Source organism: Rhizobium fabae (assembly GCF_003985135.1).
Classification (GTDB): domain Bacteria; phylum Pseudomonadota; class Alphaproteobacteria; order Rhizobiales; family Rhizobiaceae; genus Rhizobium; species Rhizobium pisi.
Genome location: NZ_ML133661.1, coordinates 98,974 through 115,669 on the forward strand (window position 1 = coordinate 98,974; position 16,696 = coordinate 115,669).

The following is a 16,696-nucleotide window of genomic DNA, read 5'->3' on the forward strand; positions in this document are numbered from 1 at the left end:
TGATGGCTTATCTGCCGTCGATTTGCTGGCCGATATAGGCAATCGCCTGCTGATAGACGCTTGCGGCGTTCCAGCCCTGGATAGCGACGAAATTCGGTTCTCCCGGCTGATAGCCGGCGCCGGGGCGCCATCCATGCCCCTTGAGGAAATTCGCGGTCGACGCGAGCGCATCGGCGCGGGAACCGACCATATCGACACGGCCATCGCCATCGCCGTCGGCGCCGAAGCGTACGACATTGCGCGGCAGGAATTGCGTCTGACCGATTTCGCCATGGGCAGCGCCCCTGGCCTGCGGGCTCAGATAACCCTCAGAGACGAGCTGGAGTGCGGCATAGAGCTGGTCGGTGAAATAATCCGAACGACGGCAGTCATAGGCAAGGGTGGAAACAGCCGACATCGTGTGCTGGTTGCCCATGTAGCTGCCGAAACCGGTTTCCATGCCCCAGATCGCGATCAGCGGGCCGGCCGGAACGCCGAAACGGCGCTCGATCGAGGCAAAGAGCGCCTGGTTGGCGGCTTTCATCGAACGGCCGCGGGAAATGACGGCGGCACCGCCGCGCTTCTGCATGAACGCGTCGAAGGACAGCTTGAAGCTTTTCTGGCCGCGGTCGGCGGCGATCGTCGGCTTGTTGTAGCTGACATTGGCGAAGGCGCGGCTCAAGACCGATTGGCTGACGCCATTGGCCGCTGCGGTCTGCTTGAAATCGGCAACCCAGGCCTCGAAGCCGGCGCTGGTATTGCCGCATTGCGCGCCCTGCGCGAACGCCGGTACCGCATGGAGGACGCCCATCGCCGCGGCGGCCGCCAGAAACAACTTTGTCATGCGCATCGAGAAACCCCGCTTCCGATCTGCTAAAGCGCGTCGCCTCGCATGGGAATGTACGACGCGCCTCAAGTCTTCGTTTCATACTGCCTTCACCCATGCACGGGTTAGGCGGCATGCATTGCTTGACGCCGGGCAAGAATGCCAGCCGAAGGCGATTTTGTCACGATCACCTTTCAGCAGATGCTTATAGACGGGCGCATCCTCAACTCGGCAAAAAGCCCTGCCATCATCAGCAGGGCTTTAGCATGTTATGGTTTACAAATGGTATCAGGCCGCCTGCTTGCGCGGCTTGATGAGGCCGCGATTGACGAGCAGCTCGGCGATCTGGATGGCGTTCAGCGCCGCGCCCTTGCGCAGGTTGTCGGAGACCACCCACATGTTGAGGCCGTTTTCGACCGTCGCATCCTCACGGATGCGCGAGATGTAGGTCGCGTCCTCACCAGCGGATTCATATGGCGTGATGTAGCCGCCGTTCTCGCGCTTGTCGATGACGAGGCAGCCGGGCGCATCGCGCAGGATGTCGCGGGCCTGATCGGCGGTGATCTCGTTTTCGAATTCGATGTTGACCGATTCCGAATGGCCGATGAAGACAGGCACACGCACGGCCGTGCAGGTCACCTTGATCTTCGGGTCGAGCATCTTCTTCGTCTCGGCCAGCACCTTCCACTCTTCCTTGGTGTAGCCGTCCTCCATGAAAGAATCGATATGGGGGATGACGTTGAAGGCGATACGCTTGGTGAACTTCTTGTTCTCGATCGGATCGGCGACGAAGACGGCGCGCGTCTGGTTGAAGAGCTCATCCATGCCATCCTTGCCGGCGCCGGAGACCGACTGGTAGGTCGATACGACGACGCGCTTGATCTTGGCGAAGTCGTGCAGCGGCTTCAGCGCCACCACCAGCTGGGCGGTCGAGCAATTCGGGTTGGCGATGATGTTGCGCTTGGTGAATTGCGTGATGGCGTCGGGGTTCACTTCCGGCACGATCAGCGGCACGTCAGCGTCGTAGCGCCAGGCCGACGAATTGTCGATGACGACGCAGCCCTGCTGGCCGATCTTCGGCGAGAACTTCTTGGAAACCTCGCCGCCGGCCGACATCAGGCAGATATCGGTGTCGGAGAAATCGTAATTCTCCAGATTGGAGACCTTCAGCGTCCGGTCACCATAGGAAACCTCGGTTCCCTGCGAACGCGCGGAGGCAAGCGCCACGACCTCATCGGCGGGGAAGCCTCGTTCGGAGAGGATGTTGAGCATCTCCCGGCCGACATTTCCGGTGGCTCCCGCAACTGCTACTTTGAAACCCATTTCTCAAGCTCTCTTTCTCTTCTCTCCTCTTGTCCGGTGAGGGGAAAGGCGCGACGGATCGCGTCTTCCTGTCCCCAGCCGAGCCGGGGAGAGAGCGGCAGGCCAGAGACGTCAGACGGTTTTCGTCGTCGTTTTGGCCTTGGTTTTGGAAGAAACCGGAACGGCAATATCCACCCCGGCAACCTGTGCCCGGTCATTGCATTCGGCAATGGCGTGTTCGTCGCGAACCATGGATATTCCTTTTCCGCTGTTGCTCTTAGAAGGTTTTCCACAGGAGTCAAGGTTTTTGCGCGCCTGGCCTCAGGTCGGCACGGCGGCCGCGACCCTGCGACCTTTTGTCATGCCGTTGTCATCCCCGGCAGGTATCCCGGCCCGGTTGACAATTGTCTGCAACGAAAACGGGGGTTTTCCATGCGTACGCTTCTCGCCGCCTTTGCGGCCACCACCATCCTCGCGGGCGCCGCCCAGGCGACGACAGTGTATCCGCTTGATCGCGCGACGATTCTCGTCGGTTCGCCGTTCGATTTCAAGGTCGAGCTCAACAAGCAGGTCAAGCCTGAAGACGTGAAGATCACGGTCAACGGCCAGGACTACAAGACCGTTCTCGGGGGCGAGGCGCAGTTCGTCGAGCTGGAAAAGGGCAAGGAAGACAAGGCTCTCGGCTCCGCTCTGCTGCTGCGCGGTCTGAAGATTTCCGCGCCCGGCGCCTATAAGGTCGAGGTCGCCGCCGGCGACGAAACGAAGTCAGTCACCTGGAACGTTTACGAGACCGCCGGCCAGCCGAAGGCCAAGAACATCATTTTCCTGCTCGGCGACGGGCTTTCTGTTGCGCATCGCACCGCCGCCCGCATCATGTCCAAGGGCATGACCGAGGGCAAGGCGAACGGCCGCCTGAACATGGACGACCTCGACCGCATGGCCTTTATCGGCACGTCGTCGACGAACGCGGTTTCCACGGACTCGGCCAACACCATGTCGGCTTACATGACGGGTCATAAGACCGCCGTCAACGCGCTCGGCGTCTACGCGGACCGCACGCCGGCCTCGCTTGACGACCCGCGTGTCGAAACCTTCGCGGAAGCCCTTCGCCGCACGACCAAGAAGTCCATCGGCATCGTCGCGACGGCTGAAGTCGAGGACGCCACGCCGGCTGCAGTCGTTTCCCACACCCGCAACCGCAGCGACAAGGCCGATGTCGTCGGTATGCTGCTCGACGTCAAGCCGGAAGTTCTCCTTGGCGGCGGCTCGGCCTATTTCCTCGGCAAGGAAGTCGCCGGTTCAAAGCGCAAGGACAATCAGGATTACATCAAGCTGTTCCAGGAAGCCGGCTACAAGCTTGCGACCGACAAGAACGAGCTTGCAGCCAATGCATCGGCTGACGGCAATCTCCTCGGTCTCTTCCACACCGGCAACATGGACGTCACCCTTGATCGCGAGTTCCTGAAGAAGGGCACCGTCGACAAGTTCCCGAACCAGCCGGGCCTCGTCGAGATGACCAAGGTTGCGCTCGACCGTCTCTCCAAGAATCCCGACGGTTTCTTCCTGATGGTCGAAGGTTCCTCGATCGACAAGATGTCCCATCCGCTCGATTGGGATCGCGCCGTCTTCGAAACCATCGAATTCGACCAGGCGATCGGCGCGGCCCGCGAATTCCAGAAGGCCCATCCCGATACGCTGATCGTCGTCACCGGCGACCACACGCACGGCGTATCCATCATCGGCACCGTCGATGACGAAAAGCCCGGCACGGAGATGCGCGAAAAGGTCGGGACCTACGCCGAAGCCGGCTTCCCGAACTACAAGGATGAAAACGGCGACGGTTATCCCGACAAGGTCGACGTCAGCCGCCGCCTGTTCCTCAGCGCCAACAACGGCCCTGACCACTACGAGACCTTCCGTCCGAAGCTCGACGGCCCGTTCGTTCCGGCTGTCCAGAATGAAAAGAAGGAATATGTCGCCAACGAACAGTACAAGGATGTTCCCGGCGCGGTCTTGGTTCAGGGCAATCTTCCGAAGACCAGCGAAAGCGGCGTCCATGCGGTCGACGACGTCGTCCTACAGTCGGCTGGCCCGGGTTCGGAAGAATTCCATGGCTACATGGAACAGAGCGACGTCTATCGTGTACTCGCCGATACCTTTGCCCTCGGCTCCAAGCAGACGAACTGATCCTAAGTTGATTTGACGAGGCTGCTTGCCGGCCTTGTCTCTTTCATCGATCATGGTCCCGGCCGCTGCGCGGCCGGGCTTCGGTTTTTTGGAGGTCGCCATGGACATATTCTCTTCGCTGCATCTCAGCCGTCGCCGGCTGATCGGCGCGGCCGTCGCGCTTCCCTTCACCACTTCTCTTGCTCGTGCCGCCGATCCCTCGCTGAGCTTCGGCGAGCTCTACGGCAAGTTCGGCGTGCTCGGCCTCGAATTCTCCGACAAGGTGAAGCGCCTTGCCGGCCAGGAAATCAGCATGAAGGGCTTCATGGCGCCGCCGCTGAAGGCCGAGGCGCAGTTCTTCGTGCTCACCGAAGTGCCGATGTCGCTCTGCCCGTTCTGTTCCTCGGATGCGGACTGGCCGGATAATATCGTCGTCGTCTACCTCGGGGAGAAGCAGACCTTCGTGCAGCCGCGCCAGACGATCGAAGTGCGCGGCACACTGGAATATGGCTCCTGGACGGATCCGGAAACCGGCTTCGTCAGCCTGCTTCGCATCCGCCAAGCCGAATATTCCTCCGTCTGAACCGATATGCTCGCTCTCGATATCGAAAATCTTGCCGTCACCTTCCCAGGCCTGTCCTCGCCGGCGCTGGCGATCGGCCGCCTGTCGATCGATGCCGGCAGCAGGGTCGCCATCACCGGGGCGTCCGGCTCCGGCAAGAGCACCTTCGTCAATATCGTCACCGGGCTGGAGCGGACACGGCAGGGCCGCATCCGCTGGAATGGCGAGGATATTGCGGGGTTTGCCGAGAGCCGGCGCGACCGGTTCCGTGCTGCCAATATCGGCCTCGTTATGCAGGAGTTCCATCTCTTCCCCGGCCTGTCAGCGCTGGAAAACGTGCTTCTGCCCGCCCGTCTCGCCGGCGCTGCGACGGCCGATCTCATCGAGCGGGCGCATGGGCTCTTGAGCACGGTCGGCCTTTCCCGTTCCGGTCAGAAGATCGAAACCATGTCGCGCGGCGAGATGCAGCGCGTAGCGATTGCCCGCGCGCTGCTGCGCAAGCCCGGCGTCATCATTGCCGATGAACCGACGGCCAGCCTCGATGCCGAAAGCGGCGAGGCAGTCGGCGATCTCATCCTCGATCTTGCCATTGCCGAAGGCAGCACGCTGATCGTCGTTTCGCACGATCAGCGCCTCGCCAGCCGCCTCGACCGGCGCATCACCTTCGGTGGCGGCCGGATCAGCGAGGATTCCGCCACGACGGCCGGGGAGGTCGCATGATCCGCTTCATCCTCACCGATCTTCGCCGCCTCTGGGCGGGCTCGCTTGTTGTCGTGCTGCTGGTGGCGCTTGCAACCGCGCTCGGCGTTTCCGTCGTGCTGCAGGAGCGGGCGCTTCGCCTCGGCAGCGCGCGCGCCGCCGACAAGTTCGATCTCGTCATCGGCGCGGGCGGCAGTGAGACGCAACTTGTGCTCTCCTCCGTCTTCCTGCAGCCCTCGCCCTTGCCGCTGATGCCGGGTGAGGTTCTGGCGAGGCTTGCCGGGGATCCCCGCGTCGACTGGGCAGCCCCGATCGGCTTCGGCGATTCCTTCTCCGGCTATCCGATCGTCGGCACGACTGCGACGCTGGCCGATAAGCTGTCCGGCGGCTTTGCCGAGGGCAAGGTTTTCGCGCGCGAGGGAGAGGCTGTGATCGGTTCCGCCGTCAGGCTTTCGCTCGGCGGCGAGATCAAGCCGATGCACGGTTCGGCGGAAGATGGGGGCGAGACCCATACCGGGCTCGTCTATCATATCGCCGGCCGCCTGCGGCCGACCGGTACCGCCTGGGACCGGGCCATTCTCGTTCCGATCCAGGCCGTCTGGCATATTCATGGCCTGGGAGCGGAAGGCGCAGAGGAGGCCGAGCACGATCATGAGCAGGCCGGCGCCGAACACGATGCGCATGAACATCACGGCGAAATCGACCCGGATGCCGCGCTCGACGAGACCTGGAGCGCGGATGCTCCCGGCCTTCCCGCCATTCTCGTCAAGCCGAAGACGATCGCCGACGCCTACAAATTGCGGCAGGACTATCGCAGTGGCGATACCGTCGCTGTCTTTCCCGGCGAAGTTCTGACCAATCTCTACGCCACGCTCGGCGACGCCAAGCAGATTCTCGTCGCGGTCGCTTCCGGCGCGCAGGCTCTCGTTGCAGCCTCGCTGGTTCTGGTCACAGTCATCCATATCGGCCAGCGCCGCCGCCAGATCGGCGCGCTGAGGGCCTTCGGCGCCCCACGCGGTGCGATCTTCGGCATCGTCTGGCTGGAATTCTTCACGCTGGTGGCAATCGGAGTCGGGCTCGGATTCGCGCTTGGGTTTGCCGTAACCCTGACCTTGTCAGGCATGTTCTCGCAAACGAGCGGTATCGCCATGCCGGTGGGCTTCGCCCGCGAAGATGCCGGTCTTGCCGGGGTGCTGCTTGCCTTTGCCGCGATTCTCGCCGCATTGCCGGCGGTGCTCGCCTATCGGCAATCGCCGGCGCAGGCGCTGAGGGCGTAGCAGACCCGCCGTTGCAAACCGGCAAAGCCGTTTCGGCGGCGAAGAGCGCGACGTGGCGAAAGCGGGCCGTTCTTATACTAAAGTCATAATCCCAAAGCATCTCTCTTTGCGGCCTGTCTTTTCTGGCACACTCTCGTCAGGCGTGTTGCGGCCGGGGATATGCTTTGAGGAGAGCAGGTCGCGCGCGTTGCTCATCACTCTGTGGAGGACAGACAATGGCAAATGTCGCAAGCATCGACGGCGCGAAGGCCGGTCCGATGACCGGCGAGGAGAAGAAGGTCATCTTCGCATCTTCGCTCGGCACCGTTTTCGAATGGTACGATTTCTATCTTTACGGTTCGCTCGCCACCTATATCGGCGCGACCTACTTCACCCAATATCCCGAGGCAACGCGCAACATCTTCACGCTGCTCGCCTTTGCCGCAGGCTTCCTGGTGCGTCCCTTCGGCGCGCTGGTGTTCGGTCGTCTCGGCGATCTCGTCGGCCGTAAATATACCTTCCTGGTGACGATCCTGATCATGGGTCTGTCGACCTTCCTCGTCGGCATCCTGCCAGGCGCGGCCACCATCGGTATCGCAGCACCGATCATCCTGATTGGGCTTCGCCTGCTCCAGGGCCTAGCGCTCGGTGGTGAATATGGCGGTGCCGCGACCTATGTCGCCGAGCATGCGCCGAACGGGCGCCGCGGCTACTTCACCTCCTGGATCCAGACGACGGCGACGCTCGGACTGTTCCTGTCGCTGATCGTCATCGTCCTGGTTCAATATCTGATGGGTCCGGTTCAATTCGCCGCCTGGGGTTGGCGTATCCCGTTCCTGGTTTCGGTCGTCCTGCTCGGCGTCTCCGTCTGGATCCGTCTGAAGATGAACGAATCGCCGGCGTTCCAGCGTATGAAGGCGGAAGGCAAGGGCTCCAAGGCGCCTCTGACCGAAGCCTTCGGCCAGTGGAAGAACGCCAAGATCGCGCTCATCGCGCTTCTCGGCGCCACCATGGGCCAGGCGGTCGTCTGGTACGGCGGCCAGTTCTATGCGCTGTTCTTCCTGCAGAACGTGCTGAAGGTGGATCTGCAGTCGGCCAACATCATGGTCGCCATCGCGCTGTTCCTGGCAACGCCGTTCTTCGTCATCTTCGGCGGCCTCTCCGACAAGATCGGCCGCAAGCCGATCATCATGGCAGGTCTTCTCATCGCGGCGGTAACCTATAATCCGCTGTTCAAGGCGATGACCTGGACAGCGAACCCGGCGCTCGCCGAAGCACAGGCAACGATTCGCGCAACGGTCACGGCCGATCCGTCGGATTGCAGGTTCCAGTTCAACCCGACAGGCACGGTGAAGTTCACCAGCTCCTGCGACGTGGCGACGGCGTTCCTGACGAAGAACTCGGTGCCGTATGACGTCGTGCCCGGTCCCGCCGGACAGCCGGCAACGGTGAAGGTCGGCAACGAGACGATCACGAGCTTCGACGCCATCGCCGCCGGCGACAAGGCGAAGGGCATGACCGCCGCCTTCGAAAAGGGCGTCAACATCGCGCTCCACGATGCCGGCTACCCGCTGAAGCGTGGCGCCGTCAAGGTGGCAGACGCCAAGCTCGATGCCTTCATCGCCGCCAACCCGGAACTGGCGCTCAATGCCGATGCCGTGCGCGCCGGCGAGAAGGAAACCGTGCCGGCTGCCAAGCTGGTCGAAACCAAGCTGCTGACGGCGGATGAGGCCAATGGCGTCACCGACATGGCGGTCTACAACATCGCCAATGGCGGCAGCTTCGCCATGGCCGCCGATCCCGCCCGCGTCAACTGGATCGGCACGATCGCGATCCTGTTCGTCCTCGTCATCTACGTGACGATGGTCTATGGCCCGATCGCCGCACTTCTTGTGGAGCTCTTCCCGACTCGCATCCGCTATACCGGCATGTCGCTGCCCTATCACATCGGCAACGGCTGGTTCGGCGGCCTGCTGCCGGCGACGGCCTTCGCGATGAGCGCTGCCGCGGGCGATATCTATTACGGTCTCTGGTACCCGATCGTCTTTGCGTCGATCACGCTGGTGATTGGCCTGATCTTCCTGCCGGAAACGAAGAACAGAGATATCCACGCAATGGATTGATCTGCGGTCAAGCTTGACGAAAAAGGCCCGGCGCTCACAAAGCGCCGGGCTTTTTCATGTCCGGGAACAGTTGCTTCGAGATCGGCCAGCCATCCGGCGCCAGTTTGAAGAGCAGGCCGCAGCGAGCAAAGACAATCGCCGTCAGCAGCGAGAACCAGGCGCCTAAGGCAAGGCCGGCCATGACGTCGCTCGGATAATGAGCGCCGACCATGACGCGGGTCATGGCGAGCCAGATGGCGCAGGTGATGAAGGCAACGCGGTAGCGCGGAAACAGAAGAGCAAAGGCGGCGAAGAAAGCGCCGACCGTGGTGGAATGGCCGGACGGAAAGCTTTCGAAAGCGGCATGGCCTGAAAAAGGCGTGAAGGAAAAGATGCCGTAGTCGTGGAAATGCTCGGGGCGCGCCCTGCCGATCGCCCGCTTCAACAGATTGGCGAGAAGGCCTGACAAGACGATGGTGGTGAAGAGATAGGCGCCGATCCAGCTGACATAAAGCGCCTGCGCCCTGGAGCGGGCCGTCTTCAAGAGCTTGTAGCCCGCCCTGCCCTGAAAGAAGAGCAGGATGCTGGTGTAGATCAGCCAGGCGGAATCGCCGAAACCGGTCAACATCTCGCCGAGGTGCTTCACGGGTGCGGGAGCTTCGCTGGCGCCGACCGGCGCATCGAAGAGCAGCATGGAAAGGATCGCGGCATTGAGCGTGATGAAGAGACAGGCCTGCCAGCGCAAAGGCGGCATGCCGACGCCGCTCCGGCGCCAGCGCCTGTCCAGGGAAGCCCAAAATGCCCGCATTGCATCATCCGTTCGAATTTGCCCTGGAGCGCAGCGCGTCCGACAGAACACGTCAAGGGCGCTCTCTCACCTGGATTGCGCGCTCGTTGAAATCCGGCGCAAAAATACACGAGATTGTGGCCGAGAATAGTCCGTTTCGGATAATTCGGCCAAGCGTGATGCGGATCTTTGCTCCCGATGAAAAAGCCCCTCGCATGCGCGATGCGAAGGGCTGGATATTGTTTCACGTGAAATATATCAGGCCGAAAGCGCCTTGAACTCGGCGAGGATCGCATCGCCCATCTCGACGGTGCCGACCTGCCTGCAGCCATCGGCCATGATATCGCCGGTGCGGATACCCTTGTCGAGCACGTTGGCGATTGCCTTTTCCAGGTCGTCGGCTTCCTTCACCAGATTGAAGGAGTAGCGCAGGCACATGGCGAAGGAGGCAATCATGGCGATCGGATTGGCGACGCCCTTGCCGGCAATGTCGGGCGCCGAGCCGTGTACCGGTTCGTAGAGCGCCTTGCGCTTGCCGGTCTTGCCATCGGGCGCACCGAGCGAGGCCGAGGGCAGCATGCCGAGCGAGCCGGTCAGCATGGCGGCGACGTCGGAGAGCATGTCGCCGAAGAGATTGTCGGTGACGATGACGTCGAACTGCTTGGGCTGGCGCACCAGCTGCATGCCGCCGGCATCGGCGAGCATATGTTCGAGCTGGACATCGGAATATTTCGCCTTGTGCGTCTCGGTCACCACTTGGTTCCAAAGCACGCCCGACTTCATGACATTGCGCTTTTCCATGGAGCAGACGCGGTTCTGCCGCGTGCGGGCCATTTCGAAGGCGACGCCGGCGATGCGCTCGATCTCGTAGGTATCGTAGACCTGCGTGTCGATGCCACGCTTCTGGCCGTTGCCGAGGTCGATAATCTCCTTCGGCTCACCGAAATAGACGCCGCCCGTCAGTTCGCGGATGATCAGGATATCAAGACCTTCGACCAGTTCCGGCTTCAGCGAGGAGGCCGAGGCAAGGGCCGGGTAGCAGATCGCCGGGCGCAGGTTCGCGAAGAGCTGCAGATCCTTGCGCAGGCGCAGCAGGCCAGCTTCCGGACGCACTTCGTAAGGTACGCTATCCCATTTCGGACCGCCGACGGCGCCGAAGAGAACGGCATCGGCGGCGAGCGCCTTCTGCATGTCGCCTTCGGAGATCGCCGCGCCGTGGGCATCGTAAGCGCTGCCGCCGACAAGGCCTTCGTCGGTGACAAAACCGGCATTCATCGCCTCGTTCATATAGGCGATGATCTTGCGGACCTCGCCCATGGCCTCGGGACCGATGCCGTCACCCGGCAGCAGGAAAAGATTGCGCGCTGTCATGAAACCCTCCTGGAAAAACAAGTTGCGGCTTCTTAGACCCCGGAAATGGGCATTTCAAGCGAGAGAAGGGGTGAATCGGTACGCTTCGCTCCGGCGCATCGACCCGAAAAGCAGAATCGTTTTTCGGGTCGCTGCGGGAATTGAAAGTGTTACAGCGTCCGTTGCGCGTCGGTAAGACGCGGCGCTCCCGGTCGCGATGATTGCTCCGGCGCCTACAAACGGGTTAGAAACACCCTCTCATCTTTACTTTCCGGATGTTCATCATGGCTTTGGCACCCCTCCATCTCGACACGCCTTTGGTTCGCACGGGATCCGGCTATAGCGCCAGCGGCAAGCCGCTCTGGCTGAAGCTCGATGCGCTGCAGCCTTCCGGCAGCTTCAAGCTGCGTGGCGTCGGCCGGCTTTGCCAGCATGAGGTGGAAAATGGCGCGCGCGAGATCTTCTGCGCCTCCGGCGGCAATGCCGGCATTGCCGCGGCTTATGCCGGCCGGGCGCTCGGTGTTCCGGTCACAATCGTCGTGCCGGAGACGACGGCAGCCGATGTCCGGCAGGCGATTGCCGCAACGGGCGCCACCGTGCTGGTCCACGGATCGGTTTTCGATGAAGCCAACGCCCATGCGGTCGAGCTCGCAGAGAGCCGCAAGGCGACCTATGTGCATCCCTTCGACCATCCGCTTCTGTGGGATGGCCATGCGACGCTGATCGACGAGGTGGTGGCGAAGGGTGCAAAATTCGATTGTGTCGTCACCAGTGTCGGCGGCGGCGGACTATTGGCCGGCATCGTCGAGGGGCTGAAGCGAAACGGGCTTTCCGACGTGCCCGTCATTGCCGTCGAAACCGAAGGGGCGGCCTCGCTTCATGCCAGCCTCAGGGCGAATGAGCGGATTACCCTTCCCACTATTACCTCGATTGCCAATTCACTCGGCGCGCGGCAGGTGGCGCAGCATGTCTTCGAATTGCCGAAACAGCATCCGATCGAAAGCATCGTCGTCAGCGACGCCGATGCCGTCGCCGCCTGCCTGAAATTTGCCGATGCGCAGCGCATTCTGGTCGAGCCGGCCTGCGGGGCGGCTCTTGCCGTTGCCGATGTGCATGCCGGGCTGCTTCAGCGCTTCGATCATCCGCTCATCGAAGTCTGCGGCGGCATCGGCGTCTCGCTCGAAAAGCTGAAGCTCTGGAAAGAGAAGTTTCTCTGATTTGCGGTAATTCAAGGTATTACAGCGTCCTTTGCGCGTCTGAATGACGCGCGGCGCTATAAAGAAAAAGCCGGGCGAAGCCCGGCTTGATCAATAGGCAAATCGTCAGCGATCAGGCCGCCCAGGGGTGGGAAGCGGCGTTCTTTTTTTCGAATTCGTCGATCGCCTTGCCCTTTTCCATGGTCAGGCCGATATCGTCGAGGCCGTTCAGCAGGCAGTGGCGCTTGAACTCGTCGAGGTCGAACTTGATCGAGCCGCCATCGGGGCCGGTGATCTCGAGGTTCTCAAGATCGACGGTCAGGATGGCATTGGAACCGCGCGAGGCGTCGTCCATCAGTTTGTCGAGATTTTCCTGGCTGACCTTGATCGGCAGGATGCCGTTCTTGAAGCAGTTATTGTAGAAAATGTCGGCGAAGCTGGTGGAGATCACGCAGCGGATGCCGAAATCGAGCAGCGCCCACGGCGCGTGTTCGCGCGAGGAACCGCAGCCGAAATTGTCGCCGGCGACCAGGATCTTCGCATCGCGGTAGGCCGGTTTGTTCAGCACGAAATCGGGGTTTTCGGAGCCGTCTTCGTTATAGCGGGCTTCGGCGAAAAGGCCCTTGCCAAGGCCGGTGCGCTTGATGGTCTTCAGATAGTCCTTCGGAATGATCATGTCGGTGTCGACGTTGACGACCGGCAGGGGCGCTGCAACGCCCGTGAGCTTCACGAATTTATCCATGACCCATGCTCCATTTCAGTAAAACGTACTTTCTGAATTTGCATCTAGTCCAGTTTTTCGTCGAAATGAAGGAGAATCTTTCGAAAATGCGGCCACGCGACGTTTCGCGCGGCCGGCCGGTTGCGCATCCCCCGTTACTTGGTCGGTGCGTTGAGGCCCCAGAGGACACCGAAGGGATCGCGGAGCTGGCCGTAGCGGTCGCCCCAGAACATCAGTTCGACCGGCATGACGACTTCGGCGCCGGCAGCCACAGCCCGGTCCCACCAGAAATCGATATCGTCGATAACAAGCTGGATGGCGAAGCCTTCATGGCCTTTGAAGGGATGGCCATATTCGGGATAGGCATCCGACAGCATGAGGGAGCTGCCGTTGATATAGAGATGCACATGCATCGTCCGGCCACTCTCGTCGACCGGCACCTTGTAAGCTTCTTCGGCGCCGAAGGCCTTCTTGTAGAATTCCGCGGCCTTTACCGCGCCGCCGACCGTCAGATAGGGCAGCAGGCCATTCTTGACCGGCGGCATTTTGACCGGACTGTTTTCGGTCGTCGTATCCATGCTCATCCTCCATCGTTTTGAGCGCCGGCTGAATGCCTGGCTGCTGCAAGGACGTATCATGGAAGCATGATCCGACAGTGTCGGTCCGTTTTTTTGAGCGTAGGCTGCTCAGAGATCGATGATCGTGCCGCGACCGTCGTTCCAGATACGCATCTCGCGCTGGCCATTATTGGCCTTGGCGCGGACCGGAGCGGGCTTCATCTTCAGCGAAAGCGCGCGGCCGACCATGAGTACGGTCAGAATGCCGCCGACGGCGAGCGTCACCGAGAAGGTGAGAAGCAGCATGGCCACGAAAACGGTGGCGCCGGCAAGCATGATGAAGATGGAGCGAATGTTCTGCATTGGTTTTAGACCTTTCTTCGGAAAGGAATGTGGTCCTTCTTTTTTCTCTCTGCAAGGCAAGCATGGCTTTTTGTTGTCTTGCCGGGCTTTGCGAAGCTTGGCACTAATAGTCCATGAGCAGAACCGTACCTCTCCGTTCCCAGCGCCTGCGCCGCTCGGTGCTGAGCGTACCCGCCATCAATGCGCGGGCGCTGGAAAAGAGCCATTCCCTTGATTGCGATGCCGTTATTTTCGATCTGGAGGATTCGGTGGCGCCGGAGAAGAAGGCGCAAGCGCGGGAAAATCTGAGAAGCTTTTTTGCCGGGCCGGCGCTTGAGGGCAAGGAAAGGATCATCCGCATCAATTCTTTGTCATCCGAATTCGGGCCGGCGGACCTCGATCTGGTCAGGGCGCTTCTGCCCGATGCCGTTCTGTTGCCGAAGGTGGACGAGCCTCAGGATGTCGCTGATATCGGCGATCTGCTTGCCGATGCGGATGCGCCGGAGGAATTGCGGATCTGGGCGATGATCGAGACGCCGCGAGGCGTGCTGAATGTCGGGGCGATCGCCGAATCCGGCCGTACGCCGGGATCCCGGCTCGATTGCCTCGTCGTCGGCCTCAACGACCTGCGCAAGGAAACGGGTGTCCTGCCGCAGCCGGGGCGGACCTATCTCGTGCCGTGGCTGATGCAGGTCATTCTGGCGGTCAAGGCCTACGGGCTCGATGCGCTCGACAGCGTCTTCAATGATTTCCGCGATGGCGGAGGTTTCGATGCCGAATGCGGGCAGGGCCGCGCCATGGGTTTTGCGGGCAAGATGCTGATCCACCCCTCGCAGATCGAAACCGCCAACCGGCATTTCGGGCCGAGCGCCGAGGAGATAACGGAAGCCGAAGCGATCATATCGGCCTTCGCCGATCCGGCTGCCAAAGGTCGCAACGTCATCAATGCGAACGGGCGGATGATCGAGCGGCTGCATCTTGTCCAGGCCGAAGCTCTGGTTCATAAAGCTCGCCTGATTTCTGCAAGAAAGCCCGCCTGATGAAACTCTACCGCTTCCTGACCGGTCCCGACGATGCTTCCTTCTGCCATAAGGTCACCGCTGCCCTCAACAAGGGCTGGTCGCTGGAAGGCTCGCCGACCTATGCCTTCAATGCCGCAACCGGCGCGATGCAATGCGGCCAGGCCGTCATCAAGCATGTCGAGGGCAAGGATTACGATCCTGAGATGAAGCTCTCCGAGCAGTAGGGCGCGCTGCGCTTCTAGCGCTCGGCAGCTTCCTCGGCGCTGGCCTCGATCCGCTCCATGTCATCGTCGCTCAGCCCGAAATGGTGGCCGATCTCGTGGATCAGGACATGGGTGATGATATCGCCGAGCGTCTCGTCGTTTTCGGCCCAGTAATCAAGAATGGGACGCCGGTAGAGGCGGATGCGGTTCGGCATCTCGCCGGTTTCCACCGTGAAGCGTTCGGAAATGCCCCTGCCCTCGAAAAGGCCGAGCAGGTCGAAAGGGGTTTCCAGCGCCATGTCCTCGAAAACGTCGTCGTCGGGGAAATCTTCGATCTCGATCGTCAGATTGGTCGTCAGCTGGCGGAATTCATCCGGCAGATGGCTGTAGGCCTCCATGGCCAGCGACTCGAAAGTGCTGATCGTTGGCGCATGGCGGTCCCGCCAATCGTCGCTCTGGTCTATGCGGGCCATGAATATTCCTTCCTTTGCGGGCCCATATAGAACCTTTATCGCCGATTTTCGAGTGCGGAATCAGGGGCAGGAATAAATTCATAGAAAATGGCCGTTGACTCTTCATAAGCTCTCTGGAATCTATAAGAACATAACAGGAACAAGACGGATCGGAGAACGCCATGGCGCAGCACGCCCTGGCGCGCGAGCGGCTTTTTGCGCTCCGCGAAACCATCGCCAGACTGGAAGGAAAGCCGGCGCCGGCGCTTGCGGCAGCGGAGCGGGAAGCCCTGGCATCGGGGAAGGCTACGCGGCAGGCCACGGCGCAGAATGACCGTGGGTTTCGCCTGCCGTTCGGCGTGGTACCGCTCGACGAGGCGATGGAAGGCGGCCTGCCGCTCGATGCGATCATCGAATTCCGTTCGGCTTTGTCTCGCGATGCAGGCGCGGCAAGCGGGCTGGCAATGGCTGTTGCCGCGCGGCTGCAGAAACAAGAAGCGGATGCCGGCAGGCTTCTGCCGCTCCTCTGGATCGGCGATGCAGTCGGCGCGCTGGAGGCCGGCCGTCCCTATGCCCCCGGGCTTCGGGATTTTGGGCTGAGCCCGGAGCGGTTTCTTCATGCGGCGCCGCGCAAGCTGGATGAAGCGCTCTGGCTGGCGGAGGCGGCGGTGGAAAGCGCTGCCTTCTCAGCCGTTATCTTCGAAGTGCGGGGCAACCCTGCGCATTTCGGCCTGACCGAAAGCCGCAGGCTCAGTCTCAGGGCACATGCTTCCCGTCGTCCGCTCTTTCTTGTCCGTCAGGCCGGAGAGGAGGAGGCAAGCAGTGCGGCCTTCCGCCTGCATGTCGAACCGGCACCATCCGGTCTGCGGCCATTGCCGGATGGATCGAAGCTTTCCGGCAGCATCGGCAATCCGATTTTCCGTCTCACGTTGGAGAAGAGCCGCAATCCGGCCCCGCTCTCCTTTCTCCTGGAGTGGAATCCCCATGAACGCGAATTTCTCCCTGTCATCGAACCAAACCTCGTTCGCCCTCCAGGCGAACAGTCAGCGCATTCTGGCGCTCAGCTTCCCGCATCTGCCGACGGATCGTATCGCTCGCCGGCGATGGGGGCTCTCCTGGCGTTCGAAAGGGCGTCCTGAGGCGCCGCCCATCGTCTGTTCCGGCAAGCTCAACA

The 16,696-nt window shown here is 61.5% G+C and carries 18 protein-coding genes and 1 pseudogene; 10 read left to right on the forward strand and 9 right to left on the reverse strand.

Annotated elements, in window-relative coordinates; genetic code table 11:
- Positions 1–7: 7 nt before the first annotated feature.
- From EFB14_RS28570 to EFB14_RS33280, 3 genes and pseudogenes are all read right to left on the reverse strand, one after another.
- Entirely contained in the window at positions 8–829 is an 822-nt protein-coding gene (locus EFB14_RS28570; protein WP_126829922.1) for a lytic murein transglycosylase, read from the reverse strand.
- Between the two features lie 264 nt (positions 830–1,093).
- A complete protein-coding gene (locus EFB14_RS28575) occupies positions 1,094–2,128 on the reverse strand; it encodes an aspartate-semialdehyde dehydrogenase (RefSeq protein ID WP_126829924.1) in 1,035 nt (344 codons plus the stop codon).
- 111 nt (positions 2,129–2,239) lie between these two features.
- Positions 2,240–2,470, reverse strand: a pseudogene (locus EFB14_RS33280) (hypothetical protein).
- 69 nt (positions 2,471–2,539) lie between these two features.
- On the opposite strand from EFB14_RS33280, the gene EFB14_RS28580 reads away from it, so the two are divergent.
- The 5 genes from EFB14_RS28580 (at position 2,540) to EFB14_RS28600 (ending at position 8,913) form a co-directional block, all read left to right on the forward strand.
- Entirely contained in the window at positions 2,540–4,294 is a 1,755-nt protein-coding gene (locus EFB14_RS28580; RefSeq protein ID WP_126829926.1) for an alkaline phosphatase, read from the forward strand.
- Between the two features lie 100 nt (positions 4,295–4,394).
- Positions 4,395–4,856 (forward strand): hypothetical protein, encoded by a 462-nt coding sequence (locus EFB14_RS28585; protein ID WP_126829928.1) that lies wholly within the window; start codon positions 4,395–4,397, stop codon positions 4,854–4,856.
- A gap of 6 nt (positions 4,857–4,862) precedes the next feature.
- Positions 4,863–5,555, forward strand: a complete 693-nt coding sequence (locus tag EFB14_RS28590; protein ID WP_126829930.1) for an ABC transporter ATP-binding protein — start codon at positions 4,863–4,865, stop codon at positions 5,553–5,555.
- The gene (locus tag EFB14_RS28595; RefSeq protein WP_126829932.1) at positions 5,552–6,811 is read left to right on the forward strand and encodes an FtsX-like permease family protein; all 1,260 of its coding nucleotides are present in this window, start codon (positions 5,552–5,554) and stop codon (positions 6,809–6,811) included. Before EFB14_RS28590 ends, EFB14_RS28595 begins: the two co-directional genes overlap by 4 nt.
- Before the next feature lie 215 nt (positions 6,812–7,026).
- On the forward strand, positions 7,027–8,913 hold the full coding sequence (locus tag EFB14_RS28600) for an MFS transporter (RefSeq protein WP_126829934.1): 1,887 nt from the start codon (positions 7,027–7,029) through the stop codon (positions 8,911–8,913).
- Positions 8,914–8,947: 34 nt separating this feature from the next.
- Here EFB14_RS28600 and lpxE read toward each other — a convergent pair whose 3' ends face one another.
- Positions 8,948–9,700, reverse strand: coding sequence for a lipid A 1-phosphatase LpxE (lpxE, locus tag EFB14_RS28605; protein WP_183605087.1), 753 nt, complete (start codon positions 9,698–9,700; stop codon positions 8,948–8,950).
- On the opposite strand from lpxE, the gene EFB14_RS28610 reads away from it, so the two are divergent.
- Positions 9,691–9,957: a hypothetical protein gene (locus EFB14_RS28610; protein ID WP_126829938.1), complete on the forward strand. Its 267-nt coding sequence runs from the start codon at positions 9,691–9,693 to the stop codon at positions 9,955–9,957. The genes lpxE and EFB14_RS28610 overlap by 10 nt on opposite strands.
- On the opposite strand, the gene leuB is transcribed toward EFB14_RS28610, so the two are convergent.
- The gene (leuB, locus tag EFB14_RS28615; protein ID WP_125845896.1) at positions 9,938–11,050 is read right to left on the reverse strand and encodes a 3-isopropylmalate dehydrogenase; all 1,113 of its coding nucleotides are present in this window, start codon (positions 11,048–11,050) and stop codon (positions 9,938–9,940) included. The two genes, EFB14_RS28610 and leuB, sit on opposite strands and share 20 nt — an antisense overlap.
- Before the next feature lie 263 nt (positions 11,051–11,313).
- Here leuB and EFB14_RS28620 point away from each other — a divergent pair, with 263 nt between their 5' ends.
- Positions 11,314–12,246 (forward strand): pyridoxal-phosphate dependent enzyme, encoded by a 933-nt coding sequence (locus EFB14_RS28620; protein WP_126829940.1) that lies wholly within the window; start codon positions 11,314–11,316, stop codon positions 12,244–12,246.
- A gap of 112 nt (positions 12,247–12,358) precedes the next feature.
- On the opposite strand, the gene leuD is transcribed toward EFB14_RS28620, so the two are convergent.
- From leuD to EFB14_RS28635, 3 genes are all read right to left on the reverse strand, one after another.
- A complete protein-coding gene (leuD, locus tag EFB14_RS28625; protein ID WP_126829942.1) occupies positions 12,359–12,967 on the reverse strand; it encodes a 3-isopropylmalate dehydratase small subunit in 609 nt (202 codons plus the stop codon).
- A 134-nt stretch (positions 12,968–13,101) separates the two neighbouring features.
- Entirely contained in the window at positions 13,102–13,524 is a 423-nt protein-coding gene (locus EFB14_RS28630; protein ID WP_126829943.1) for a VOC family protein, read from the reverse strand.
- Positions 13,525–13,632: 108 nt separating this feature from the next.
- On the reverse strand, positions 13,633–13,866 hold the full coding sequence (locus tag EFB14_RS28635; protein ID WP_126829945.1) for a hypothetical protein: 234 nt from the start codon (positions 13,864–13,866) through the stop codon (positions 13,633–13,635).
- Between the two features lie 113 nt (positions 13,867–13,979).
- Between EFB14_RS28635 and EFB14_RS28640 the strand changes: the two genes are divergently transcribed.
- Together EFB14_RS28640 and EFB14_RS28645 are read left to right on the forward strand one after the other, a co-directional pair.
- On the forward strand, positions 13,980–14,885 hold the full coding sequence (locus tag EFB14_RS28640) for an HpcH/HpaI aldolase/citrate lyase family protein (protein ID WP_126829947.1): 906 nt from the start codon (positions 13,980–13,982) through the stop codon (positions 14,883–14,885).
- Positions 14,885–15,091, forward strand: a complete 207-nt coding sequence (locus EFB14_RS28645) for a DUF1737 domain-containing protein (protein ID WP_125845902.1) — start codon at positions 14,885–14,887, stop codon at positions 15,089–15,091. Before EFB14_RS28640 ends, EFB14_RS28645 begins: the two co-directional genes overlap by 1 nt.
- A 14-nt stretch (positions 15,092–15,105) precedes the next feature.
- Here the strand turns inward: EFB14_RS28645 and EFB14_RS28650 are convergent, their stop codons facing one another.
- Entirely contained in the window at positions 15,106–15,543 is a 438-nt protein-coding gene (locus EFB14_RS28650; RefSeq protein ID WP_008528622.1) for a metallopeptidase family protein, read from the reverse strand.
- A 161-nt stretch (positions 15,544–15,704) separates the two neighbouring features.
- Between EFB14_RS28650 and EFB14_RS33600 the strand changes: the two genes are divergently transcribed.
- The gene (locus EFB14_RS33600) at positions 15,705–16,661 is read left to right on the forward strand and encodes an ImuA family protein (protein ID WP_245438323.1); all 957 of its coding nucleotides are present in this window, start codon (positions 15,705–15,707) and stop codon (positions 16,659–16,661) included.
- Positions 16,662–16,696 lie beyond the last annotated feature (35 nt).